Source organism: Streptomyces sp. NBC_00154 (assembly GCF_026342835.1).
GTDB lineage: Bacteria > Actinomycetota > Actinomycetes > Streptomycetales > Streptomycetaceae > Streptomyces.
Genome location: NZ_JAPEMI010000001.1, coordinates 4,206,289 through 4,229,937 on the forward strand (window position 1 = coordinate 4,206,289; position 23,649 = coordinate 4,229,937).

Genomic DNA, 23,649 nt, shown 5'->3' on the forward strand with positions numbered 1-23,649 from the left:
CAACCGCCGGACGGGCTCGAAGTACCGCATGGCCCCCCGGTTCGTGTGGGTGGTGCCGCCCGTTGCCGTTCTTGCTCTTGTCTTCCTCTATCCGCTGGTCCTCGTCGTCCAGCAGTCCGTCAGCCCGGACGAGGGCGGCACCTCGCTCGCCCCGTACGGCGACGTCTTCGCCTCCGCGTCATTCCGCTCGGCGCTGACCACCACCGTCTGGCTCGCCGTCGGCTCGACCGCCGGCTGTCTGGTGCTCGGTCTCGTCCTCGCCCTGGTGATCGCCTTCGTACCGTTCCCCGGCGGCAGGGCGGTCGCCAGGTTCATCGACGTCTTCCTCTCCTTCCCGTCCTTCCTGATCACCCTCGCCCTGCTGTTCATCTACGGCACCGTGGGCATGGCCAACGGCGTCTGGACGGATGCCACCGGAGCGGCGGACGGGCCCTTCCACTTCCTCACCACCCCGTGGGGCGTCCTCCTCGCGGAGATCACGTACTTCACCCCGTTCGTGATGCGGCCACTGCTCGCCGCGTTCTCGCAGCTCGACACCGCACAGCTGGAGGTCGCCTCCTCCCTGGGCGCGAAGCCGGCCCGGATCGTGCGGCAGGTGATCCTCCCCGAGGCGCTGCCGGCGCTCGCCGCGGGCGGCTCCCTCGTCCTCGTGATGTGCCTCAACGAGTTCGGCATCGTGCTGTTCACCGGGGCCAAAGGGGTCACGACCCTGCCGATGCTCGTCTACGGCAAGGCGATCCTGGAGTCCGACTACCCGGCCGCCTGTGCCGTCGCCGTCGTCAACATCGCGATCTCCGTGGGCCTCTACAGCCTGTATCGGATGGTGAGCCGCCGTGTTGGTGCATAGCCGTACCGGGAAGTGGGCCACCTGGGCCGTCTTCTTCCTGCTCTTCGTCCCACTGTTCGCACTGCCCCTGCTGGTGATCGTCGCCGCGTCGTTCACCACCAACTGGTCCGGTGCCTTCCCCTCGGGCCCGACCACCGAGCACTACCGGGCCGCCACCAGTGGCGACTCCCTCCAGGCGCTCACCACCAGCCTGATCACCGCCGTCGGCGCCAGCCTGCTCGCCCTCACCATCGGCTCCTGGGCCGCGCTCGCCGCCGCCACGCTGCGGCGGCGGGGCAAGAGGTTCCTGGACGGGCTGTTCATGCTGCCGGTCGCTGTACCGTCTGTCGTCGTCGGCCTCGCCGTGCTCGTCGCGTTCAGCAAGCCGCCGATGCTGCTCAACGGCACGCGCTGGATCGTGATCCTGGCGCACACCATTCTTGTCACGGCGTTCGCCTACCAGTCGGTCTCGGCTGCGACAGTGCGTCTCGACCCGATGTACGAGCAGGCGGCAGCCAGCCTCGGCGCCCGCCCCTCCTACGTCCTGTGGCGGATCAAGCTGCCGCTCCTGCTGCCCTCCCTCACGGCCGCCGCGGGGCTCTGCTTCGCCCTGTCCATGGGTGAGCTGAGCGCCACGATGATGCTCTACCCGCCCGACTGGACACCGCTCCCGGTGCAGATCTTCGCGGCCACCGACCGTGGCTCGCTCTTCACCGGCGCCGCCGTGGCCGTGGTCCTCATGGGCACGACGCTGCTGGTCCTGCTCGCGGTCTCCCGCATCCGCACCAAAGCCTCGTACCGCTGACACCCCGTACCGAACCCACTCCCAGGAGATACGACACCCATGCGCAAGAGCCACCTCAAGCCGCTGGCCGCCGTCACCGGCGCGCTCGTCCTCGCCGCCACCCTCTCCGCCTGCGGTGGTTCCTCCGCCGCCTCCGACGAGAAGATCGTCACCGTCTACAGCGCGGACGGGCTCAAGGGCGAGAACGGCGACGGCTGGTACGACAAGGTCTTCAAGGACTTCGAGAAGAAGACCGGCATCAAGGTCGAGTACGTGGAGGGCGGCTCCGGCGAGATGGTGCAGCGCGCCGCCCGCGAGAAGTCCAACACCCAGGCCGATGTACTGGTCACACTCCCGCCGTTCATCCAGCAGGCCGATTCCAAGGGCCTCCTGACGGCGTACGAACCGGCCGGCTCCGACCAGGTCGACGGCGCCGACAAGTCGTCCGACTCCAAGTGGACCTCGGTCGTCAACAACTACTTCGGCTTCGTCTACAACAAGAAGGAACTGAAGACCGCGCCCACCACCTGGGACGAGCTCACCGACGCGAAGTACAAGGAGAAGATCCAGTACTCCACCCCCGGAGTCGCCGGTGACGGCACGGCCGTACTCATCAAGGCCATGCACGACTTCGGCGGCAAGGAGCCGGCGATGGAGTACCTGAAGAAGCTCCAGGCCAACAACGTCGGCCCGTCCGCCTCCACCGGCAAGCTCGCCCCCAAGGTCGACAAGGGCGAACTGCTCGTCGCCAACGGCGACGTCCAGATGAACTACGCCCAGTCCAAGGACATGCCGAACCTCGGCATCTGGTTCCCGGCGAAGTCCGGCTCCAAGCCCACCACGTTCGCCCTGCCCTACGCGGCCGGACTGGTCAGCAAGGCCCCGCACAGCGCCAACGGCAAGAAGCTGCTCGACTTCATGCTCTCCGAGCAGGCCCAGAAGGACGTCAGCGAGGTCGGCGGCGGCTTCTCCGCCCGCAAGGACATCGAGGCCACCGACGCGAACGCCATCGAGCTCAGCAAGCTGATGGGCGGGGTGGAGGTCTTCGAGCCGGACTGGTCGGACATTGGCGCCAACCTGGACGGATATGTGGACGCCTGGAAGACGGCCACCGGAAGCTGACTGCGGCGACCGGCACGGGCCCACCGGACCGGCACCCTAAAATCGGGGATGTCGGCGCTGCACAACGCGGTGCCGCCGGCGTCCCCGCACACGGCGTACGGCAGGAGTCCCACATGGCAGAGCGCAAGCCGATCACATCCTGGCTCACCGACATGGACGGAGTCCTGATCCACGAAGGCACGCCGATCCCCGGGGCGGACGCCTTCATAAAGCGGCTGCGGGAGTCCGGGCTGCCGTTCCTGGTGCTCACCAACAACTCGATCTACACGGCACGCGACCTGCACGCCCGCCTGGCTCGCATGGGCCTGGACGTGCCGGTGGAGAACATCTGGACCTCCGCCCTGGCCACTGCGAAGTTCCTCGACGACCAGCGGCCCGGCGGCACCGCGTACGTCATCGGCGAGGCCGGACTCACCACCGCGCTGCACGACATCGGGTACGTCCTCACCGATCACGAACCGGATTACGTCGTCCTCGGGGAAACTCGTACGTACAGTTTCGAGTCGCTCACCAAGGCGATCCGGCTGATCAACGGCGGGGCCCGCTTCATCTGCACCAACCCGGACGAGACCGGCCCCTCCGCCGAGGGCCCGCTGCCCGCCACCGGCGCCGTCGCCGCACTGATCACCAAGGCCACCGGCAAGGACCCGTACTTCGCGGGCAAGCCCAACCCGCTCATGATGCGCACCGGGCTGAACGCGATCGGCGCCCACTCCGAGTCCAGCGCCATGATCGGCGACCGGATGGACACCGATGTGCTCGCAGGCCTGGAGGCGGGCATGCACACCTTCCTGGTGCTGACCGGTCTGACGACCCCCGCCGACATCGACCGCTACCCCTTCCGGCCGTCCACGGTCGTCGACTCCATCGCCGACCTGGTCGGCCTCATCGACGTCGGCTGAGCCCGGCCGGCACCGGCACGGGCGCGTGCGGGGGAGGGTTCCTGCGAGCCGTTCCCCGCACTCCCACGGACCAGCCCCGCCGCCCCAGCGGATGCGAAAACCCGCCGGACGCGTGAACCTGCCTTTAGGAGGTTCACGATGCGTTCCATACCCTTCACGTTCTGTGGAGCCGCAGTGGTTGCGGTGACACTGATGCCCGCCTCAGTCGCACTGGCCGACACCGGCTCCGGCCAGGAAAAGGACTCACAGACCCGCGCCACCCTCTCGGTGGATCCGTCCTCCATCGCCCCCGGGGGTGAGGTGGACCTGCAGTTCGACGGCTGCAAGGGCAAGAAGGCCAAAGGGATCTCCGATGCCTTCGACTCCGACGCCGGCTTCTCGGCCGCCGACGACAGCGGACTCTCCGCCACGGCCAGGATCCGCTCCGACGCCGCGGCCGGCGACTACGACATCTGGGTGACGTGTGACGACGACAAGGACACCCGGGTGTCCGGCACCGTCACCGTCGTCGACCGCGAAGGCGCCGCACCCGTCGCCCCGATCGCCCCGGTCCGCGCCGGAGGCGGCGGCACCGCGGCGCTCCTGGCCGGCGAGGCCGCCCAGCAGGACGGCCCCGGCGTCGTACACACCGTGATCGGGCTGGTCCTGGCCGCCGTCGCCTCCGTCGCCGTCGCCTTCCGCAGCTCCCGCCGTCGCCACCCGTCCACGGACTGAACGAGATGTCCGTCAAGGACCGCCCGACAGGCACCGGCCGGCTGCTCACCGGCGTGGCCTGGGCCGTCGTGTTGCTGGCCCTGTGGCTCTGGGGACGCGGCATCACCGACGGCTCCGGCGCCAGCTCCGCCCCGACCACCGGTGATGTCGCCGCGGTCGGCCGCCCCCTCGGCGTACCGCTGCCCGCGGCGCACGCCCCGATCAAGGGTGCGGCGCCCGAGCGGGTCGAGATCCCCTCGATCGGCATCAAGGCCCCCGTCGTCTCCCGCGGCCTGGACGCGGCGGGAGGGATCGACCCGCCGTCCTTCGCGACACCGCACACGGTCGGCTGGTACGGCAGCGGCACCCGGCCCGGCGCGGCGGGCGCCGCGCTCTTCGTCGGCCATGTCGACACCGAGACCAAACCGGCCGTCTTCTACGGGCTGAGCGCGGCCCGCCCCGGCGCCAAGATCCGGGTGGTCCGCACGGACGGCACGGTCGCCGAATTCACCATCGACGACGTCCAGGTCTTCACCCGGAACCGCTTCAACGCCCACAAGGCGTACGGGCCCCGCAAGGACGGCCGGGCGGAGCTGAGGCTGATCACCTGCGGCGGTACGTTCGACCGGGCGTCGCACGAGTACAACGCCAATGTGGTCGTCTCCGCCTATCTGACCGGCGAGAAGAAGAGTGCGGCCAAGGCAGCCGAGGCCGTGGGCAAGTCCGCGGAGTCCGCCGGGTCCGCCGACTCCGCGTAGGTCGTCCCGAGCAGATGAGAGATACCTGGCCCGGCCGGCCGCCCGTTCTCCCCCCGGGGCGCCGGCCGGGCCGGTCCTCGACCGCGGTGCGCGGGCTGCGGGAGAAGCCCGGCGCCGACACGGGAGGGCAAGGGGGCGTGTGGGCCACTCCTGAACACTGTAGGCCGGTGAACGGTCATGGCCCAGTCGTTTTTTGACGGTACGTCCAGAACTAGTCACTGTCCGTCGTTCGTGAACGTCCTCGTATGTACGGGCAAGCCGGACACCGGGGTGTGCCAGGATGGATTCGACCGGTCTTGTCCGGCACCCAAGGGGGAGTGGATGTACGGCAATTACACCGGCCGGTTCCGCACGGGGGCGGTGGCCGCGGCCGGCGCGATGGTGCTGCTCGCGGGATGTTCCTCGGCCGGCGACGACGGGGACAAGAACCCCGCCGTGATCGGCCGGCAGCCCACGGGCGGCGACCCGTACTGGGTCAACCCCGACGGGAACGCGGCCCGGCAGGTCGCCGCGTACACCAAGGACGGCAACGACAAGAACGCCGACCTGATCAGGAAGATCGCCCGGCAGCCGGTCGGCGAGTGGATCGGCCCGGACAACCCCGAGGCCGAGACCAAGGGCTTCACCGAGGCGGCCGCGAAGGCCGGCCGGGAGGCGCTGCTGGTCCTCTACAACATCCCGCACCGCGACTGCGACCAGTTCTCGAAGGGCGGCGCCGCCGACGGCAACGCGTACCGCGCCTGGCTGGAGAAGGTCGCCCAGGGCATCGGCGACCGACGGGCCACGGTGATCCTGGAGCCGGACGCAGTGCTGCACCTGGTCGACGGCTGCACCCCACAGGAGTTCCACGAGGAGCGGTACGACCTCCTCAAGGGCGCCGTCCAGCGGCTGAAGCAACTGCCGGACACCCGCGTCTACATGGACGCGGGCAATGCCGGCTGGCACACGCCCGACGCGCTCTTCCAGCCGATCCGGCGGGCAGGCATCGCGGACGCGGACGGCTTCGCGGTCAATGTCTCCAACTTCCAGACCACAGCGGCCAGTACGGATTTCGGCAAGCAGCTGTCGGCGAAGGTCGGCGGCAAGCCGTTCGTGATCGACACCAGCCGCAACGGAAACGGGCCCTACGGCGGCGGCGACCCGAAGGAGAACTGGTGCAACCCTCCGGGCCGCGCACTCGGCGAACCGCCGACGACGGACACGGGTGAGGACCTGGTCGACGCGTATCTCTGGGTCAAGCGGCCGGGAGAGTCGGACGGTGCCTGCAAGGGGGGTCCGAAGGCCGGGGCGTGGTGGCCGGAGTACGCGCTGGGTCTGGCCCGCAACACGAAGTAGTACCCGGGGGCGTCCGGTGGCCGGTTCTCCGTCCTCGAACTCCCCCTCGGCCTAGGGGATCTCCACCCACTTCCCTTCCGACGGCGTCCCCTTCGCGTCCGTGACGAACAGCATGTACCACCCCGACGGAACCAGCGCCCGGTTCTTCGGCACCGTCACCGAGACGCCCCCCGCCGTCCTCCTCAGCCCCAGGTCCACCGACCGCTGGTCCGTGTCCGTCACATGTGTCACCGCGCTCGGCCGCATCAGCTTCGCCGACGTGATCGTCGACCCCTGTGAGGTCGTGAACGTCCCCGTACCGCCCCGCCGCATGCTCTTGGGCCCCGCGGTCAGCTCCGGGCGCGAGTCGCGGTACAGGTACGGCGGGGTGTAGATCTCGATGCGCTGTTCGAAGATGCCGGGGCGGGAGTCCGCCCTGTCGGCGTAGAGCGAGTCGGAGCCGAAGATCATGACGCGGCCGTCGGGGAGCAGCACGGACCCCGAGTGGTAGTTGCGGCCCACCGCCGGGTCCGCGACGCGCTTGTAGCTGTCCGTCTTCGCGTCGTACAGCCGCGCCTGCAGGATGTTCGAGCCGCCGCGCCCCCGGTAGTCGTCGGAGCCGCCGGTGACCAGCACCGAGTCGTCCGGCAGCAGTGACGCGCTCGGATAGCGGGTGCCCTCGTCGAGCGACGCGCCGTTCCTGAATTTCGGGTCGGGGTCCTTGAGGTCGACCAGCCGGGACTTCTCGCTGGACCTCTCCGACTCACCGACCCCGCCGCCGCCGATGACCATGAACTTCTCGTCCTGGGCGGGAGGCAGCCGTACCGTCGCCGATGTCTCCATCTCGTCGGCGTCGCTCAGTCCCGGGATCTTCTTGAACCTGTTGGTCGCCAGGTCCCAGATGCCGGGGTCGCGGCCGATGTCGGCGGGTCCGTATCCGGCGTTCGAGCCGGAGTAGAAGAGCTTGCCGTCGTCCAGGAGGAAGACCGCGGGGTACGTGGGGAACTTCCGGACGATGCCGGTGTACGCCCACTTCCTGGTCTTCGGGTCGTAGATCTCGTCCTTGCCGGGCACGATCTGCCCGATCTCGTCCAGCCCGGACAGGGCGAGGACCTTGCCGTCCTCCAGCGTGGTCAGCGTCGGATACCAGCGTGCCTCGTTCATCGGGTCGACGGTGATGTACTTCTCCGCCACCGGGTCGAATTCGTACGCCTCCCGGATGCCCTGGAAATCCTTCTTGTCGAGGGCGAGCTTCTGGGCGATCCCGTACACGTTCCGGGTGTCGGAGCCGGAGAGGCCGGAGATCCGGTAGTTGTCCTGGGTGCCCGTCTCGTACTCCGTGCCGGCCTGCTGGGACTCGACGTAGATCCGGCCGAGCCCGGGGTCGTTGCGCAGGAACGCGCCAGTCCGTTTGTCGAAGACCTTGGTGGCCTTCTCCACCAGTACCGGGTCCTTGGAGACGAATGTCTTGCCGTTCCCCTTGCCGGTGAACCGGGTGCCCGCGGGCAGGGTGATCGGCTTGTCCGGGTTCTCGTTGTGGACGATCATCAGGCCGCCGGCCTTGGTGACATCGCCCTCGAGCTTCTCGTACCGCTTCGTGCCGCCGGCTATCAGCAGCTTGCCGTCGGGCAGCTGGGTGTGACCGGAGCAGAATATGTCCTTGGGCGTGGGTATGTTCTTGAACGTGTTGGCCCGTGGGTCCCACAGCACGGACCGAAAGCTCTTCGCGTCGAAGTTCTTCTGGTTGTTGCCGGAGCCCGCGACGAGCAGCACCTTGCCGGTGTGCAGCAGGGCGGCGTGGATCGTATTGATCCGGAACTCGGACGGCACGTCCAGGAAGTCCCAGTGTCCGTTGGCGGCCTTGTACTCCGGTTTGTTGATCGTGTACGCGTGGTAGCGCTCGCTGCCGAAGCGGTACAGCCACGGCCCGTTCGCTCCCGAGAGCGCCAGAACCACCGCCGTACTGATCGCCATGCGGCGGGTACGGCGGCTCGGGCGGTACTTCATCGTTTACGTCCCCCAAGGGCGATCTGCATGGTCTGGTCGTCGGCGAGCCGGCCGGGCCGCTCCTGCGGGGAGTGCGCCGGATGCGGGGCCGGTGCACCGCACCGCGGCGGTGGAGGTCCACCGCGCCGCTTCTTCTTCTCCGCGCGGACGGTGTACCGCCAGCCGAGGATCGGCGCCGTCGTGATCAGCAGGGCCAGCGCGGCCCAGGTCAGCATCGCCGGATGGCTGTGGCCGAGAGCGAAGGACGCGGTGATGGAACCGCCGAACACCAGCATGAAGAAGAGGTGGATGCGGAAGGTGCCGAACAGCGTGTCCGGGCTGGACGAGTCGCCCTTGGGCGTCACCACGAACGAGCTCTTGCGGCGCAGCACGGCATCCATCAGAGAACGTGCGTAGATCGGAGCGGAGAGCGCGGACATCATCATGCCCGCCAGGCCGCCGGAGCCCTCGGGCTCGTGCGGCGAGACGTTGTGCCGCCGGTTCCAGATGTACAGACCGATCTGGAGCGCCGAGGCGTTGCCGTACAGCATCATCCAGACGACCGGGTCGATCTGCACACCCGAGGCGCCCATGCCCAGGAACAGCGCGCAACTGAGCGCAGCCAGGATCCAGTTCAGGGCCGACATCGGATAGAAAATGATCATCATCGTGTAGTTGAAGAGCTTGCCGAAGGGGAGCGTCCCGATCCCTCTCCAGTACTGCTTGAGGATCGTTTCGTACGTCCCCCGTGACCAGCGCAGCTGCTGGGTGAAGAAGTCCGTCCACGCGGTCGGGCCCTCGCCGACGGCCAGCACGTCCGGGGTGTACACCGAGCGCCAGTACCGGCCGGTGCGCGGGTTGCGGGCGCGGTGCATCTCGAAGCCGGTCGCCATGTCCTCGGTGATCGAGTCGTACAGGCCGCCGATCTGCTGGAGGGCCGATATCCGGACGGCGTTGCTGGTGCCGACGAACATCGGGGCGCCGTAGCGGTTGCCCGCGCGCTGGATCAGCGCGTGGAAGAGGAACTGCTGGGACTCGGCGGCCTTCGTGACGAACGTGTCGTAGTTGCCGTAGACCTGCGGGCCGATGACGAAGCCTACGTCCGGGTCGCGGAAGTAGCCGAGCATCCGCTCCAGGTAGTTGGGCAGCGGTACGTGATCGGTGTCGACCGAGGCGAAGAAGTCGTACGCGCCGCCGTGCGCGTCGAGCCAGGCGTTGTAGTTGCCGTGCTTGGTCTTCGCGCGGTGCGCGCCCTTGGCCTGGTTCCAGTGCGGGACGCCCTTGCGGGAGAAGTGGTGCACCCCGAGGCGGGCACAGACCTCCTTCACCGCGGGGTCGTCGCCCTCGTCGAGCAGCCAGACGTGCATCGGCCCGCGGTGCCGGATGCGGACCGCGGCTTCGAGGGTCTTCGTCACCATCTCCAGGGGCTCCTTGCCCGGGACGAAGGACGTGAGGAAGGCGACCCTGGTGCCGGACTCCGGCACGACCGGGACCGGGTCGCGCGCGACCAGCGTCGCGTGCGCGTTCGACAGGACATTCATCGTGCGGAAGAGCTCGATCAGACCGATCGAGACGAGCATGACGATGTCGAGGATCAACAGCGTGTCGTTCTTGACGTTCGGGTCGCGCTGGGTCCAGTGCTCCGGCTGCATCAGCCAGGCGAACAGGCCGAGCGAGACGAGCGGCGCGGCGCCGAGCAGGAGCGCCGCGCGGATTCTGTGCGGCTCCTGCGAGAGCAGCGAGCGGTACTGCACGGTGTAGGGCTTGTCCTGATCGGGCTGGGTCAGTGGCCCGGCGAGCCGGCTGTAGTGCTCGTAGTCGTAACGCGGCAGCGCCTTCTGCGGATGGCGCCGCTGTACCCCGGTACGGAGCTGCGGGGGTATCCGCAGCTGCGTGGTCCGGGAGGAGTGGTCGTTGTTCTGCCCGGCGCCAGTCGGCGTCGACGTCATGGGTCATCCCCCTGCACGCACTGGTCACTGCGTGATCGGTCGGTCGTCTCGTCCGCGGCGAATCCCCCTCGACCGCCGCGGGCGCATCGCTGGTGGGCCACCTTCCCCTGAGGAGTGGGATGGCGCCCTGCCGGTTGCAGGATGCCCCTCGGCATCCGTCCATGAGCGGGACCCCCACCCCGCGGTTCCGCAACCGGAACTTCCCCCGTGCTGTCCCAACTGCGCGTGTCATCGGCCCGGTTGAAGCCGATGACCCCATGACAGGTTGTATGACCCAGGTCGTTATCGCAAGGGTGAAACAGGCTGTTAACCGGCCATATGTGCGATTTGGGTGACTCTTGCGGAGGGGCGCACGGAGGCGTACGGGCTGCGCGTACACGAACAAGGCCCCCTCACGCTCGGTGAGGGGGCCTTGACTCTGCGTGCGCCGCCAGGGACTCGAACCCCGGACCCGCTGATTAAGAGTCAGCTGCTCTAACCAACTGAGCTAGCGGCGCCTGCTGACCTGGAGAACTCTACCCGACCTCCAGGGGTGCTTCTGACCATTTCCTGTCGATCACGGCCTGTCGGATGGTCGTTTTTTCACTTCTATCCGTCAAAATGCAATATGTCCGGTGAGTTGAAACGCTGACGCCCGTGCAGGTGTGCCCAAAGATCTTGAGAGTGCGGAGGGGATTCGCATGACCGTGCCGGCCTTCGAGGAGTACGTGCCCGCCGTCGACTGCACCTGCGCGGGTTGTGCCGCCCAGCGCCGGGCCGCCGCCAGGGCTCTGCCGGCGCGGTACGGAGGACACCCCGTGGCGCATGGGGCGCGGCGCGCGCTGGTCATGGTCACGGCGGCCGGCGTGGTGCTCGGCACCGGCGTGGTCGAGGCGGCGAGCGCGGCGACCGGGCACCCCGCCGAAAGCGCCGGAGGCGCCGGGGCTGCGGGGTCCGTCGCATCTGCCCGGGCGGACCCGACGCCGACCCCGGCCGACCCGGAACAGGCTGACCCAAGTGACCCAAGTGACCCTGGCGACCCGGATCCGGCCGACCTGGCAGATCCGGGCGATCCGGCTGACCTGGCCGATCCGGAGGATTCGGATTCGGACGACTCGGAATCCGGCAGTCCGCAGGGTGTCCCCGGCCCACTGCGGGGGAGCGGGGCCGCGGGGCCGCCATCGTCCACGGGCTCGGCACCGGTGACGCCGAAGACCACACGGACGGACATCATCAACCGGGCAAAGAAGTGGGTCAGCCAGCAGGTCCCGTACAGCATGGCGAAGTACTGGTCCGACGGTTACCGGCAGGACTGCTCCGGCTATGTGTCGATGGCCTGGAAGCTGAGGAGCAACGAGTGGACCGGCAGTCTCGCCCAATTCGGCACCAAGATCGCCCGCGAGGAACTGCAGCCCGGCGACATCCTGCTCTTCCACAACAAGGCCAACCCGACGAACGGCTCGCACGTCACGATCTTCGGTGGCTGGACCGACTACACGCACAGCCACTACTCGGCGTACGAGCAGACGCCCTCGCACACGCGTAAGCGGACGACGCCCATGGCGTACTGGAGCCACTCCGGCAGCTACATCCCGTACCGCTACAAAGGGCTGTCCACCAAGACCGGCAGCAGCAGTTCGAAGGCGCTGTCGGCGTTCCCGGGCACCGCGAAATTCGGTCCCGGCGCCGGCAACACGTACGTCACCCGGCTCGGCCGCATGCTCATGGACCGCGGCGGCAAGCGCTTCTACGAGGCCGGCCCGGGACCGGACTGGGGCGAAGCGGACCGGCGTGCGACCCAGACGTTCCAGAAGGCACAGGGCTGGTCGGGCAAGGAAGCGGACGGCATCCCCGGCCCGGGCACCTGGCGGCTGCTGGTGAGCGGAACGGGCCGGAGCATCCCCGCAAGCGGCAGCGGGGACAGGGGCGGTTCAACCGCGGCTCCGGCGTTCCCGGGCCGGGACTATTTCCGGCCGGGTCAGTCCAACGGCCATGTCGACAAGCTCGGCAGACGGTTGGTGAGGAAGGGATACGGCAAGCACTACGCAAAGGGCCCCGGCCCCCGGTGGACGGAGGAGGACCGGCGCAATGTCGAGGCCTTCCAGCGGGCGCAGGGCTGGCGGGGCGCAGAGGCCGACGGCTACCCCGGCCCGGAGACCTGGCAACGACTTTTCGCGTGACAGAACGGAAATGACGGAGGCGGGAAATGAGATCCACGGTGTCGGACAGCTCCGGAGGTCCGGAGAAAAAGAACGGGATGGAAGGAGAGCCGGTGAACGGCGGCGAGGAAATGAGGGCCGGATGGGGGCCTGGCGCGAGTGCCGACGCAGAGTCCCGCACGGGTGCCGAGCCGGGCAACGGGACGGAATCCGTCCTCGACCTGGTGCTCGACCTGGTCCCGGGCGAAGCCAAGGACTCCACCTTCGGTGCGGCCTCGGCGTCGGTATCCGTACCGGCTTCGGACCCCGCGCCGGCTTCGGTTTCTGCCCCGGTTTCGGATCCCGTGCCGGCTGCCGAGACCGGGGCGGCATGGCCGCCGCCCGAATCCTTCGGAGCCGAGCCGGTGTCCGGCCCCGTGCTCGATGCCGCGCCTGAAGCCGCACTCGGCCCCGTGGCCGCCGGCCTGGTGTCGGTTGAGGCCGAGGGCGGAGACGTGCCGGTGTCCGGCCCCGTGCTCGATGCCGCGCCTGAAGCCGCACTCGGCCCCGTGGCCGCCGGCCTGGTGTCGGTTGAGGCCGAGGGCGGAGACGTGCCGGATTCGGTGCCTGCCCCGGTTTCGGATCCCGTGCCGGCTGCCGAGGCCGGGGCCGCATGGCTGCCGCCCGGACCCGTCGGAGTCGAGCCGGTGTCCGACACCATGCTCGAAGCCTTGCTCGATGCCGCACCCGGCGCCGTGCCGGCTTCGGTGTCTGCCCCGGTTTCGGTTTCGGTGTCTGCTCCGGTTTCGGACCACGTGCCGGTTTCGGTGTCTGCCACGGTTTCGGACCCCGTGCCGGGTGTCGAGGTCAGGGCCGTATGGCCCCCAGAATCCGTCGGAGTCGAGCCGGTGACCGACCCCGCGCCCGCTGACCTGCTCGACACGGCGCCCTACACCGTGCCCGACGGCGTGCCTGACGCCATGCTCGATGCCGTGCCCGACACCGTGCCCGAGACAGTGTCCGACGCTTTGCTCGATGCCGCACCCGCCGCCCTGACGTCCGTCGGAGCGGAGGCCGCGGCCGGAGCCGCGGGCGACGGTGCGGACGGCGACGGCGATGCCCGGTCGGAGACCGGGCGGCAGCAGGCAGTCAGCGTCAAGGAGCTCACCGAGGCCGTCCCCGTGCACGTCCTCGTCCGTGACGACTCCGCCAAGTCCCCCGCCGATCCGGCGCGGCAGGACGGCGGCGGGGGGAAGGCGACGGGTGTACGGCGGGCGCCCGTGGCCCGCAGGGGGCAGGTGCAGGCCCCCACCCGTCCCGCTCCGGCCGGGGATCCGTACCTGACCGAGAAGCCGGGGCCCGCACTGCCCGGATGGATCGCGGTGCTCACCGGGCTGGTCGGGGTCATCGGCGGTGGCGCCGTGCTGTGGTGGGCCGGTGCGGTGCCGCGTGGCGTGCTCGCGCGGGCCGGGATCGATGTGCGCCCGTACGACGGGATCGGCCCCGGGGCCTGTGCGGAGCTCTTCCTGCTGCTGATCCTGGTGCTCGTCGCGCTCGGCGGTCTGGGCCGCGGGCGGGTCGGGAGCGCGTGGGTGCTGACGCTCTTCGGTGAGTACCGGGGGAGCGTGCGCCGGACCGGGCTCGTCTGGACCAGTCCGCTGCTGCTGCGTCGCCGCGTCGACGTACGGCTTCGGCACTGGCGCAGCGAACCGCTGCCCGCTGTGGACGCGAACGGTACGGCGCTGCGCGTCGTCGTCCTCGTCGTGTGGCGGATCAAGGACACGGTGCGGGCGACGTTCGGGGTGACTGACCACGAGGACTATCTGCGCGAGCAGGTCGTGTCGGCGATTGCGCGGGTCCTCTCGCAGCTGCCCGCCGACGCCTTCCACGAGGACGCGCACACCCTGCGCAACGCGGAGGCGGTCGGTGACGCGCTGACCCTGACGCTGAAGGCGGAATGCGAGCCGGTGGGCATCGAGGTGTACTCCGCACAGCCGACCGGTATCGAGTACGCGCCGGAGGTCGCCGCTTCCATGCAGCGCCGACGGATCGCCGCCATCGACGCCCAACACCGCGACAGCGTGCTGACTTCCGTGGTTGACGCGGTGGACGACACGGTCAGCCGGCTGACCGCGCGAGGCCTCGTGACGCTCGACGACTACGAACGGAAGGCGCTGGTCAAGGACCTGACGGTGGCCTTCTACACCGGACGCACCAGTGGGGAAGGCTCCTGATCGCGCCGTCGTACTGCCTCCGCGGGTAACCGGAATCCCACTCCCATTGGTCTGGACATGTTCATGCCCTGTCAATAATCTAAGGCTTGGTCTAGACCGCACCATCACGCGCGCAGCAGTGCTCATGGAACCTCCCCCACGTTCTTGAGGAGCGACAGCAATGCGTAAACGGGCGAGCGCGGCCGTCATAGGCCTCGCCATCGCGGGCGTCTCGATGTTCGCGACGAGCAGCGCAGGCAGTCACGGCTACACCGACAACCCCATCAGTCGCCAGAAGCTGTGTGCCAACGGCACCGTCACCGGCTGCGGTGCCATCCAGTACGAGCCGCAGAGCGTCGAGGCTCCCAAGGGCTTCCCGGCGGCGGGTCCGGCCGACGGCAAGATCTGCTCCGGCGCCCACGACAACTTCGCCGCACTGGACGATCCGCGCGGCGGCAACTGGCCCGCCACCAAGGTCACCGCGGGTCAGGGCTTCAGCTTCCGCTGGCAGTTCACCGCCCGCCACGCCACAACCGACTTCCGTTACTACATCACCAAGAACGGCTGGGACCCCACCAAGCCGCTCACCAGGGCGGCGCTGGAGTCGCAGCCGTTCATGACCGTGCCGTACGGCGGTCAGCAGCCCCCGGCCACCCTGACCCAGCAGGGCACCATCCCCACCCAGAAGACCGGGCGGCACATCATCCTGAGCGTCTGGAACATAGCGGACACCGGGAACGCGTTCTACGCGTGCTCCGATGTTCAGTTCTGACGCCTAGTCAATTAACGTGCGGCGCCATGGGGAGCGCAGGCACCGTCGCGGAGTTCGTACAGCGCCAATGGGGCGACCACCGGCCCGGGTTGAGGCATGAGGACACCGTCCTCAGTCACCATCAGGTCGCCGCCGGCGCTGCTGCACGGGCGGCGCTCCTGGTGGATCTGCTGCCGGCGGGCAGCGAACCTCACCTGGGGGTGCTGCTCGACAACACCCCCGAATTCCCCATGTGGTTGAGCGCGGCGGCCCTGGCCGGGGCCGCCGTTGCGGGCATCAACCCGACCCGGCGCGGCGCCGAGCTGGCCCGCGACATCATGCACACCGACTGCAGGGTCCTGGTCACCGAACGCGCGCACCTGCCGTTGCTCGACGGGCTCGATCTGCCGGGCGTACGGGTGCTGGTCACCGACACCGACGCGTACGCCGAGCTGCTCGCCGGCTACGCGGGGGCCGAGCCGGGCGAGGCGGTGCTCGGGGAGGTCCGGTCCGCCACCCGCATGCTGCTCTACTTCACCTCCGGGTCGACCGGTGCGCCCAAGGCCGCGATCTGCACCCAGGGGCGGCTGGCTGCGGCCGGGCAGTCGCTGGTCGACCACTTCGGGGTCCGGCGCGACGACGTCCACTACGTCTGCATGCCGATGTTCCACGGCAACGCCGTGATCGCCGACTGGGCCCCCGCACTGGCCGGCGGCGCCTCGGTCGCCCTGCGCCGCCGCTTCTCGGCCTCCGGCTTTCTCGACGACGTACGGGCGTACGGCGCCACGTACTTCACCTATGTCGGCCGCGCCGTGCAGTACCTGCTGGCCACTCCCGAGCGCCCCGACGACCGTGACCATCCGCTGCGACTCGGCTTCGGCACCGAGGCGGGTGCCGTGGACGCGGCAAGGTTCCGGGAGCGGTTCGGGGTGCGGCTGGTGGAGGGGTACGGATCCTCCGAGGGCGGCGCGGCGATCCAGCGGACCCCGGACACCCCGGCGGGTGCCATCGGGCGGGCCTCCGCCCGGGACGATCTCGCTGTCGTCGACCCCGAGACCGGCGAGGAGCGCGCCGCCGCGGTCCTCGACGAGGACGGACGACTGGTCAACGGCGCCGAGGCCATAGGGGAGTTGGTCAACCGGGGTCGTACCCCTTTCGAGGGCTACTGGCGCAACGCGGAGGCGGACGCGGCGCGGGTGCGCGGCGGCTGGTACTGGACCGGGGACCTGTTCTTCCGCGACCTCGACGGCTTCCTCTACTTCGCGGGCCGCACGGACGACCGGCTGCGCGTCGACAGCGAGAACCTGGCGGCCGCGATGATCGAGAACATCCTGGCCCGCTGGGGGGACGCGGCGGCCGTCGCGGTGTACGCGGTGCCGGACCCGGTGGCCGGCGACCAGGTGATGGCGGCGCTGGCACTGCGTGAGGGGGCGGCGTTCGACCCGGCCGCCTTCGCCGCGTTCCTGGCGGCCCAGCCGGATCTGGGGACGAAGATGGCTCCCCGCTTCGTGCGGATCGTCCCGGCGATGCCGGTCACGGCGACGAACAAGGTGCACCGGGTCGCGCTCCGCCGCGAGGGCTTCCGGAGCACGGACCCGGTGTGGTGGAACGGGGTGGGCGGTGGTGAGTACGGCCCGTTGGGGGGCGAGGAACTGGCCGGCCTGCTCGCCGAGTACGAGGCGCACGGACGCACCGCCCTCCTGTCCTCGATCTCCCCCATGGCCTGAAGGGCATCGGAGGGGCCCCTCGACGGGCCCGAAACTCGAACCCGTCCGGCGAACGAGAACGGACAAGGTGACGTGGACGGCCCTTCAGTGCGTCGGGGCCAGTTGCTTCCGGGCCCCACTGCCGTGCCGCAGAAGTGCCACGGCGAGCGCCGCTCCCGCCAGCAGAATCAGCGATCCCGCCACCGACGCGTACTGCATGCTGTGCACGAACGCCTCCCGGCCCGCCGAGATCAGCGACGCGTCCCCCGTGGCCAGCGCCCCCGGCAGGGTCTTGCGGGCGGCCTCCGGTGCGGAGTCCGGCAGGTCCGCTCCGTACACCGCGGTGGCGACCGCGCCCAGCAGCGCCATGCCCATCGCGCCGCCGAACTCCTGACCGGTCTCCAGCAGCGACGCGGCCGAACCGGCCTTCTCCGGCGGGGCGGTCGCCAGCGCCAGGTCCGAGACGAGCGCCATGACGGTGACGATGCCCGAGCTCATCACGGCCGAGCCGATGAGCAGCAGCCACAGCGAGTCCGTGTCGGACAGGGCCAGCAGAGCGAACCCGGCGGCGGCGATGACGAATCCGGCGGAGATGACCTGCATACGGTCGATCCGCTGGGCGATCGCCGTGGCCGTCGGCGCCGCGGCTCCCACCGCCAGCGACGGGGCCAGGCTCCACAGGGCGGCCTCCATCGTGGACATGCCGAGCACCGACTGGAGGTACTGGGTGGTGAAGAAGGCGGAGCCCATCATCGCGAAGGCGGCGAGGGAGTTGAGGCCGATTCCGGCGGCGAAGCCCTTCCCGCGGAACAGCTCCCGGCTGATCATCGCATCGTCGCGGACGCGCTGGCGGCGGACGAAGACCCAGCCGACGAGCAGGCCGACGGCGATGAGCAGGGCGTTGCGCGCGTCGAGACCGTGGGCGGCGCTCTCCTTGACACCGTAGATGACGGGGAGCACGGCGCCCATCGACAGCGGCACGCTCCACAGGTCGAACCGCCCCGGGTTCGGGTCCTTGAACTCCGGGACCAGCACCGGCACCAGAACCAGCAGCAGCACCATCGCCGGCACATTGATCAGGAAGACCGAGCCCCACCAGAAGTGCTGCAGCATGAACCCGCTGAGCACCGAGCCGAGTGCGATCCCGCCCGCCATGGCGCCGGACCAGATGCCGACCGCGGTGCTGCGCTGCTGCTCGTTGCGGAACATGTTCCGTACGAGCCCCATCGTCGACGGCATCAGCGTCGCTCCGCCGATCCCGAGCAGCGCGCGCGCCCCGATCAGCATCTCGGGGCTGGTGGCGTATGCCGCGCCGACGGACGCGGTGCTGAAGGCGACCGCCCCGAGGAGCAGCAGCTTGCGGCGGCCGATCCGGTCACCGAGCGAGCCCATCGTGATGAGCAGGCCGGACAGGGCGAAGCCGTACACGTCGAAGATCCAGAGCTGCTGGGTGGCGCTCGGGGCGAGGTCCCGGTCGATGGACGGGATCGCGAAGAAGAGGACGGAGACGTCCATCGAGACAAGGAGGAGGGGGAGCAGGAGGACCACGAAGGCGGTCCACTCCTTGCGGCCGGCGAGGTCACTGCGATCAGTGGTGGTGCTCGTCGCGTTCGTCATGCCAGGAAATATACGAGCGTTTAAAACAAGTGTCTAGTACGTCTGTGTAACACGTTTGTATGGAACGGCGGGCAGCAAAAAACGCAGTGGGCGGTCTACGTACAAGTACGTAGACCGCCCACTGCGTTGTCTGTGCGCCGCCAGGGACTCGAACCCCGGACCCGCTGATTAAGAGTCAGCTGCTCTAACCAACTGAGCTAGCGGCGCCTGCTGACTCGAAAATAATACCTGGTCCCGGGAGGTGCTGATGACACGCGCCCGCGACGGGCCCGCGGGGACATCGGGCCTGACCGGACGCCCTTAGGGGCTGGGGAGTGACACGCGGGCGGTGAGCCCGCCGTCGGGGTTGGGGGTCAAGGTCAGGTCGCCGTGGTGGGCGCGGACGATACCGGCGACGAGGGCCAGGCCGAGGCCGTGCCCGCGGCGCGCGGGGTCCTTCTCGGCCAGACGTCCGCTGCCGCGCAGGAACGGTTCGGTGAGGTGGTCGACCGTGTCGGGCAGGAGGGGCCCGGTGTTGGTGACGGTCAGGACGGCGCGGCCAGGGTCTGCCGGGTCGGGGTCGGTGCTCAGGGTGAGCGATCCGCCGGTGGCCAGATTGTGCCGCAGGGCGTTGTGGAGCAGATTCAGGGTGAGCTGGCGGAGCAGTACGTCGTCGCCGGTGGCCGGGGCCGTCCTCCAGCAGCCCTCAGAGCGCCAGTGACAGCAGGACCGGAGCGGCCCGCCGGTTCAGGGTGTCCGCTGCCGAGCGCAGCCGGTGCGCATCCTCGACCGGCAGGGAGAGTGCCAGACAGCCGGCCGATGAGCCCGCCGTCAGCGGGACGGCCGCGCAGACCGTCCCCACCGCGTACTCCTGGAGGTCGAGCACCGGGACCGTCGCCGGCTGGCTGTCCAGCTTGGAGAAGAGGACCTTCTCGCTGGTGATGGTCCGCGAGGTGAGCCGGGCGATCTTGTGGCGCGAGATGTGGTCGCGGCGGCCGTTCTGGTCGAGCTGGGTCAGCAGGCACTTGCCGATCGCGCTGGCGTGCGCGGCGGACCGGAAGTCGACCCACTCGTTGACCGCGGGGGTGCGCGGACCGTCGGCGTACTGGGTGACCCGGATCTCGCCGTCGACGTACCGGCTGATGTACACCGCGGCGCCGACGGAGTCGCGCAGCTGGTCCAGTGTCTGCTGGAGCTTCGTCTCCAGGGCCTGCCTGCGGCCGGCGCCGGAGCCGAGAAGCAGGAGCGAGGCGCCGATCACATAGGCGCCGTCGGTGATCTGCTCGACATAGCCCTCGCGGCGCAGCATCAGCAGCAGCGGGGCGAGATGCCCGGCCGGCAGCCCCGTCTCGCGGGAGATCTGGGCGTCCAGAACGCCGTTGCCGTGCTTGGAGACCGTTTCGAGAACACGAAGGGCGTACTGCACCGAGTGGAACGGTGCGGTCGGTTCGGGCTTCAACGCCACGGTTTCCCCCTACCAGGTTGTGACCGCAAGACCAGGTCGTAACCGCAAGCTTCCGCACCACGATAGCCGCCAAATGGCGTTTGAGGGGGGCCTGTTGACGACTTGCTGAGGCGCCCCGGCGCTGTCAGCTGGGGCGCACCCGTCTGGCATATGCCAAAGTCATTAGCGGCCGATGGAGGGCGAGGTCACAGCACTGCGTCGAGGAACTCGCGCGTACGTTCGTGTTCAGGATCGGTGAAGATTTTTTCCGGCGAACCTGCCTCCACTACCCGCCCTGCGTCGAACATCAGCACCTTCTTCGAGACGTCCCGGGCGAAATTCATCTCGTGGGTCACGCAGAGCATCGTGATGTCGGTGTTCCGCGCGATGTCGCCCAGCAGGTCCAGCACGCCCGCCACCAGCTCCGGGTCGAGTGCGGACGTCACCTCGTCCAGGAGCAGGATCTCCGGCTGCATCGCCAGCGCGCGGGCGATCGCCACCCGTTGCTGCTGGCCGCCGGAGAGCTGGGAAGGGTGTGCGTCGACCTTTTCCGAGAGCCCCACCAGATCGAGCAGCTCGCGGGCGTGGGTCTCCGCCTCGTCACGGTCCATGCCCAGCACGCTGACCGGTGCCTCGGTGATGTTCTGCAGCACCTTCATATGGGGAAAGAGGTTGAACTGCTGGAAGACCATGCCGATCTTCCTCCGGGCCTCGCGCAGATGCTTCTCGGTCGCCGGCCTCAGCGAACCGTCGGGAGCCCTGACGTGGGACAGCGGGTCGCCGTCCACCCAGATCACTCCGTCGCTGACCTTCTCGAGCGTCATCAGCAGCCGCAGGATGGTGGTCTTGCCCGAGCCGCTGGGTCCGATCAGCGTGACGTGTTCGCCGCGCCGCACCGAGAAGTCCAGCCCGTCGAGGACGACATGGTCGCCGTACCGCTTCACGACGTTGTCGAAGCGGACCAGCGGATGGGCGGTCTGCGACGTGGCAGGGACCGGGACGATGTCCACGGGGGCCGCGGCCGCCGCCTTCTGCAGGGGGAGAGGTTCAGTGGCCAAGGCGCTTCTCCAGCTTTCTCATCAGCAGCGAGGTGGGGTAGCTCGCGACCAGGAAGACCAGTCCGGCGAGCGTGAATGCCTCGGTGTAGGCGAAGTGGTCGGCGCCGTACTTACGGGCCTCGAAGACCATTTCCTGCACCGTGATCACGGCGAGGAACGGGGTCTCCTTGAACATCGAGATCGCGTAGTTGCCGAGGGCGGGCAGCACATTGCGCACCGCCTGCGGCAGGATCACGGCCTGCCAGGTCCGCCGCGGGGTGAGCGAGAGCGCCCGGCAGGCCTCCCACTGGCCCTTCGGCACACCGTCGATCCCGGCGCGGTACACCTCGGAGGTGTACGCGGCGTAGTGCACGCCCAGCACCGCAATGCCGATCGTCAGCGGCTCCACCGAGGTGAACAGGGCTGCCGCGCCGACCAGTTGGACGAGCAGTGGGGTGGACCGGATGAATTCCATCACGACCCGAACCGGCACGGTCACGAACCTGCTCGGGGCCCGTCCGGCGACCGCGACGGCGAGCCCGAGTGCCGCGGCGACGAGCGTGCCGAGCACGGTCGCCAGCAGCGTGACCCGGAAACCTTCGAGCACCAGGGGAAGTGCGTCCCGGGCGGCGTTCCAGTCGAAGCCGTTCACCGGGCACCTCCGGCCGCAGAGGCGACGGCCTCCGTGGCGCTGCGGCTGCGCAGCAGCGAGCCCGCACCGGTCGGCAGACCCAGCCGTCGCTTGGCGCTCCGCTCCAGCAGATTCATCAGCAGAGTCAGCGCGTAGGCCAGGACGAAGTAGGCGACCAGCAGGGTCAGATACGCGGTGAGCGTCTCACCGGTTCGGTCGCGCAACTGCTGGATCACGGTCATCAGGTCGGCCGCGGAGATCAGCCACAGCAGCGGGGTGCACTTCAGCAGCTGGATCAGCAGATTGGTGAAGGACGGGATCATCTGCACCCAGGCCTGCGGAATGATCACCTTCCGCATCCGGTACAGCGGCGTCATGTTCAGCGCGACGGCCGCCTCGTACTGGGCGCGGGGTACGGAGCTGATCGCACCGCGCACCACCTCGGAGCCGTACGCGCCGTAGTTGAGGCCGAAGGCGACGACGCCGCAGAGCAGCGGCGTGAGTTCGTACCCCGTCAGCGGCGGCATTGCGTAGTAGAGCCAGAACAGCTGGATGTAGAGCGACGTGCCGCGGAAGAACTCCACGACCACGCGTGACACGCCGCGCGTCACCAGCAGCCGGCTGACCGACATCAGACCGAGGACGAAGGACAGGAGCAGGGCGAGCAGCGCCCCCAGGACGGTCGCCTGGAGGGTCACCCAGAGCCCCGAGCGCAGCTGCGGCAGATCGTCGACGAAGGCGGAGAAGAAATCACTCATGCGGTGGGGTCCGTCCCTGTCAGCCCTTGCACAGATCGGCCGTCTTCAGGGTTGTCGGTGGCAGCTCGGTGGCTCCGAAGCCGTACTCCTCGAGCAGGCCGACATAGCGCGACCTGTCGGAGACGATCTTCTTCAGCTCGCGGTTGAAGGCGTCCCGCAGATCCTCGTTGCCCTTGCGGAAGACGGCGCCGCCGGGGCTGTACTGCCGCTTGCCGTCGAGCTCCGGCAGAAAGGCTTCGGTGACCTCGGTACCGGGGTTGGTCCTCGCCAGCCACCGCAGCGAGATTCCGGTGAGCAGGAACGCGTCGATCCGGCCGCCCTTGACCGCGTCGGCGCCGTCCTGCGGCTTCTGCAGCGACTTGATCCTGTCCTTGGAGATGCCGGCCCCCTCGGCGTACGACGCCTCGACGGCACCCGACATCACACCGACGACGACCCCGGCGGCCTTCGCCGATGCCAGGTCGGTGACCTTCTTCGGGTTGCCCTTCTTCACCATCAGCGCGGTGGGCGAGATGAACTCGGGTTCGGAGAAGATGGCGTTGGCGCAACGCTCGGGCGTGATCGCCATGCCGGCGCTGACCACGTCGTACTTGCCCGCCTGCAGCCCGGGGATCAGGCCGTCCCACTCGGAGAGGGTGGGCTTCAGTTCGTCGACGCCGAGCGCCTTGAATATCTCCCGATGCAGGGTGGGCGCCTCGCCCTTGAGCTGCTTGCCCTCCATGTAGCCGTACGGGGCCTCATTGGCGTACGCGACCCGGACGAACCCCTGCTTGCGGAGCGCCTCCAGTGCCCCCGCACCGTCCGCGGAACCGGCGTCGGTCTTGCTGCACGCGGAGAGCAGACCGGGCACGACGAGCAGACCGCCTACGGCCGCCGATCGGTTGAGAAAGCCCCGACGGGACAGGTTCGGGAAGTCAGCCATGGTTCGCAGTCTCCTGGAGGGGTCGAACAGTCCGGACAGGTTCAGCGCCTGCCCGATCCCGTGCGCCTATGCAGGAAGAGGGTGCATGTAATCGAACGGTGACTGGGGCGTGACCTTCCCGTGTCTCCATGTGGGCGGAG

Annotated in this window: 20 protein-coding genes and 2 tRNA genes; 11 read left to right on the top strand and 11 right to left on the bottom strand. The window is 69.1% G+C overall.

Annotated elements, in window-relative coordinates; translation table 11 throughout:
- Window positions 1–28: 28 nt before the first annotated feature.
- From OHA03_RS18890 to OHA03_RS18920, 7 genes are all read left to right on the top strand, one after another.
- Complete coding sequence (locus tag OHA03_RS18890) at window positions 29–847, top strand: 2-aminoethylphosphonate ABC transporter permease subunit (protein ID WP_267008095.1); 819 nt, start codon at window positions 29–31, stop codon at window positions 845–847.
- Window positions 834–1,631 (top strand): ABC transporter permease, encoded by a 798-nt coding sequence (locus tag OHA03_RS18895; protein ID WP_267004992.1) that lies wholly within the window; start codon window positions 834–836, stop codon window positions 1,629–1,631. Before OHA03_RS18890 ends, OHA03_RS18895 begins: the two co-directional genes overlap by 14 nt.
- Window positions 1,632–1,670: 39 nt before the next feature.
- Window positions 1,671–2,732 carry a 2-aminoethylphosphonate ABC transporter substrate-binding protein gene (locus OHA03_RS18900; protein ID WP_267004993.1) on the top strand — a complete coding sequence of 354 codons (1,062 nt, stop codon included), beginning with the start codon at window positions 1,671–1,673 and terminating at the stop codon, window positions 2,730–2,732.
- Between the two features lie 113 nt (window positions 2,733–2,845).
- Window positions 2,846–3,634 (top strand): HAD-IIA family hydrolase, encoded by a 789-nt coding sequence (locus tag OHA03_RS18905; RefSeq protein ID WP_267004994.1) that lies wholly within the window; start codon window positions 2,846–2,848, stop codon window positions 3,632–3,634.
- A 138-nt stretch (window positions 3,635–3,772) separates the two neighbouring features.
- Window positions 3,773–4,348 (top strand): hypothetical protein, encoded by a 576-nt coding sequence (locus OHA03_RS18910; RefSeq protein WP_267004995.1) that lies wholly within the window; start codon window positions 3,773–3,775, stop codon window positions 4,346–4,348.
- A 5-nt stretch (window positions 4,349–4,353) separates the two neighbouring features.
- Window positions 4,354–5,085, top strand: coding sequence for a class F sortase (locus tag OHA03_RS18915; RefSeq protein ID WP_267004996.1), 732 nt, complete (start codon window positions 4,354–4,356; stop codon window positions 5,083–5,085).
- A 321-nt stretch (window positions 5,086–5,406) separates the two neighbouring features.
- Window positions 5,407–6,420, top strand: a complete 1,014-nt coding sequence (locus tag OHA03_RS18920; RefSeq protein WP_267004997.1) for a glycoside hydrolase family 6 protein — start codon at window positions 5,407–5,409, stop codon at window positions 6,418–6,420.
- A 51-nt stretch (window positions 6,421–6,471) separates the two neighbouring features.
- Here OHA03_RS18920 and OHA03_RS18925 read toward each other — a convergent pair whose 3' ends face one another.
- The 3 genes from OHA03_RS18925 to OHA03_RS18935 all read right to left on the bottom strand — a co-directional run bounded on the left by OHA03_RS18925 (window position 6,472) and on the right by OHA03_RS18935 (window position 10,831).
- Window positions 6,472–8,406 carry a kelch motif-containing protein gene (locus tag OHA03_RS18925; RefSeq protein WP_267004998.1) on the bottom strand — a complete coding sequence of 645 codons (1,935 nt, stop codon included), beginning with the start codon at window positions 8,404–8,406 and terminating at the stop codon, window positions 6,472–6,474.
- Window positions 8,403–10,334 carry a cellulose synthase catalytic subunit gene (locus OHA03_RS18930; RefSeq protein ID WP_267004999.1) on the bottom strand — a complete coding sequence of 644 codons (1,932 nt, stop codon included), beginning with the start codon at window positions 10,332–10,334 and terminating at the stop codon, window positions 8,403–8,405. The genes OHA03_RS18925 and OHA03_RS18930 overlap by 4 nt, the downstream gene beginning before the upstream one ends.
- Window positions 10,335–10,757: 423 nt before the next feature.
- Window positions 10,758–10,831 (bottom strand) — tRNA-Lys (locus OHA03_RS18935).
- A gap of 183 nt (window positions 10,832–11,014) precedes the next feature.
- On the opposite strand from OHA03_RS18935, the gene OHA03_RS18940 reads away from it, so the two are divergent.
- The 4 genes from OHA03_RS18940 (at window position 11,015) to OHA03_RS18955 (ending at window position 17,142) form a co-directional block, all read left to right on the top strand.
- On the top strand, window positions 11,015–12,493 hold the full coding sequence (locus OHA03_RS18940) for a peptidoglycan-binding protein (RefSeq protein ID WP_267005000.1): 1,479 nt from the start codon (window positions 11,015–11,017) through the stop codon (window positions 12,491–12,493).
- Between the two features lie 26 nt (window positions 12,494–12,519).
- The gene (locus OHA03_RS18945) at window positions 12,520–14,685 is read left to right on the top strand and encodes an SPFH domain-containing protein (RefSeq protein WP_267005001.1); all 2,166 of its coding nucleotides are present in this window, start codon (window positions 12,520–12,522) and stop codon (window positions 14,683–14,685) included.
- 160 nt (window positions 14,686–14,845) lie between these two features.
- Window positions 14,846–15,436 carry a lytic polysaccharide monooxygenase gene (locus OHA03_RS18950; RefSeq protein ID WP_267005002.1) on the top strand — a complete coding sequence of 197 codons (591 nt, stop codon included), beginning with the start codon at window positions 14,846–14,848 and terminating at the stop codon, window positions 15,434–15,436.
- Window positions 15,437–15,462: 26 nt separating this feature from the next.
- Window positions 15,463–17,142: an AMP-binding protein gene (locus OHA03_RS18955; RefSeq protein ID WP_267005003.1), complete on the top strand. Its 1,680-nt coding sequence runs from the start codon at window positions 15,463–15,465 to the stop codon at window positions 17,140–17,142.
- 84 nt (window positions 17,143–17,226) lie between these two features.
- Here the strand turns inward: OHA03_RS18955 and OHA03_RS18960 are convergent, their stop codons facing one another.
- The 8 genes from OHA03_RS18960 to ehuB form a co-directional block, all read right to left on the bottom strand.
- Window positions 17,227–18,738, bottom strand: coding sequence for an MFS transporter (locus OHA03_RS18960; RefSeq protein WP_267005004.1), 1,512 nt, complete (start codon window positions 18,736–18,738; stop codon window positions 17,227–17,229).
- 133 nt (window positions 18,739–18,871) lie between these two features.
- Window positions 18,872–18,945, bottom strand: a tRNA-Lys gene (locus OHA03_RS18965).
- Window positions 18,946–19,038: 93 nt separating this feature from the next.
- Window positions 19,039–19,383: a HAMP domain-containing sensor histidine kinase gene (locus tag OHA03_RS18970; protein WP_267008096.1), complete on the bottom strand. Its 345-nt coding sequence runs from the start codon at window positions 19,381–19,383 to the stop codon at window positions 19,039–19,041.
- Between the two features lie 40 nt (window positions 19,384–19,423).
- Window positions 19,424–20,182, bottom strand: a complete 759-nt coding sequence (locus tag OHA03_RS18975) for an IclR family transcriptional regulator (protein ID WP_267005005.1) — start codon at window positions 20,180–20,182, stop codon at window positions 19,424–19,426.
- 185 nt (window positions 20,183–20,367) lie between these two features.
- On the bottom strand, window positions 20,368–21,219 hold the full coding sequence (gene ehuA / locus OHA03_RS18980) for an ectoine/hydroxyectoine ABC transporter ATP-binding protein EhuA (protein WP_267005006.1): 852 nt from the start codon (window positions 21,217–21,219) through the stop codon (window positions 20,368–20,370).
- Window positions 21,209–21,850, bottom strand: coding sequence for an ectoine/hydroxyectoine ABC transporter permease subunit EhuD (ehuD, locus tag OHA03_RS18985; protein WP_267005007.1), 642 nt, complete (start codon window positions 21,848–21,850; stop codon window positions 21,209–21,211). The genes ehuA and ehuD overlap by 11 nt, the downstream gene beginning before the upstream one ends.
- On the bottom strand, window positions 21,847–22,587 hold the full coding sequence (gene ehuC, locus OHA03_RS18990) for an ectoine/hydroxyectoine ABC transporter permease subunit EhuC (RefSeq protein WP_267005008.1): 741 nt from the start codon (window positions 22,585–22,587) through the stop codon (window positions 21,847–21,849). Before ehuC ends, ehuD begins: the two co-directional genes overlap by 4 nt.
- A gap of 19 nt (window positions 22,588–22,606) precedes the next feature.
- The gene (ehuB, locus tag OHA03_RS18995) at window positions 22,607–23,509 is read right to left on the bottom strand and encodes an ectoine/hydroxyectoine ABC transporter substrate-binding protein EhuB (protein WP_267005009.1); all 903 of its coding nucleotides are present in this window, start codon (window positions 23,507–23,509) and stop codon (window positions 22,607–22,609) included.
- Window positions 23,510–23,649 lie beyond the last annotated feature (140 nt).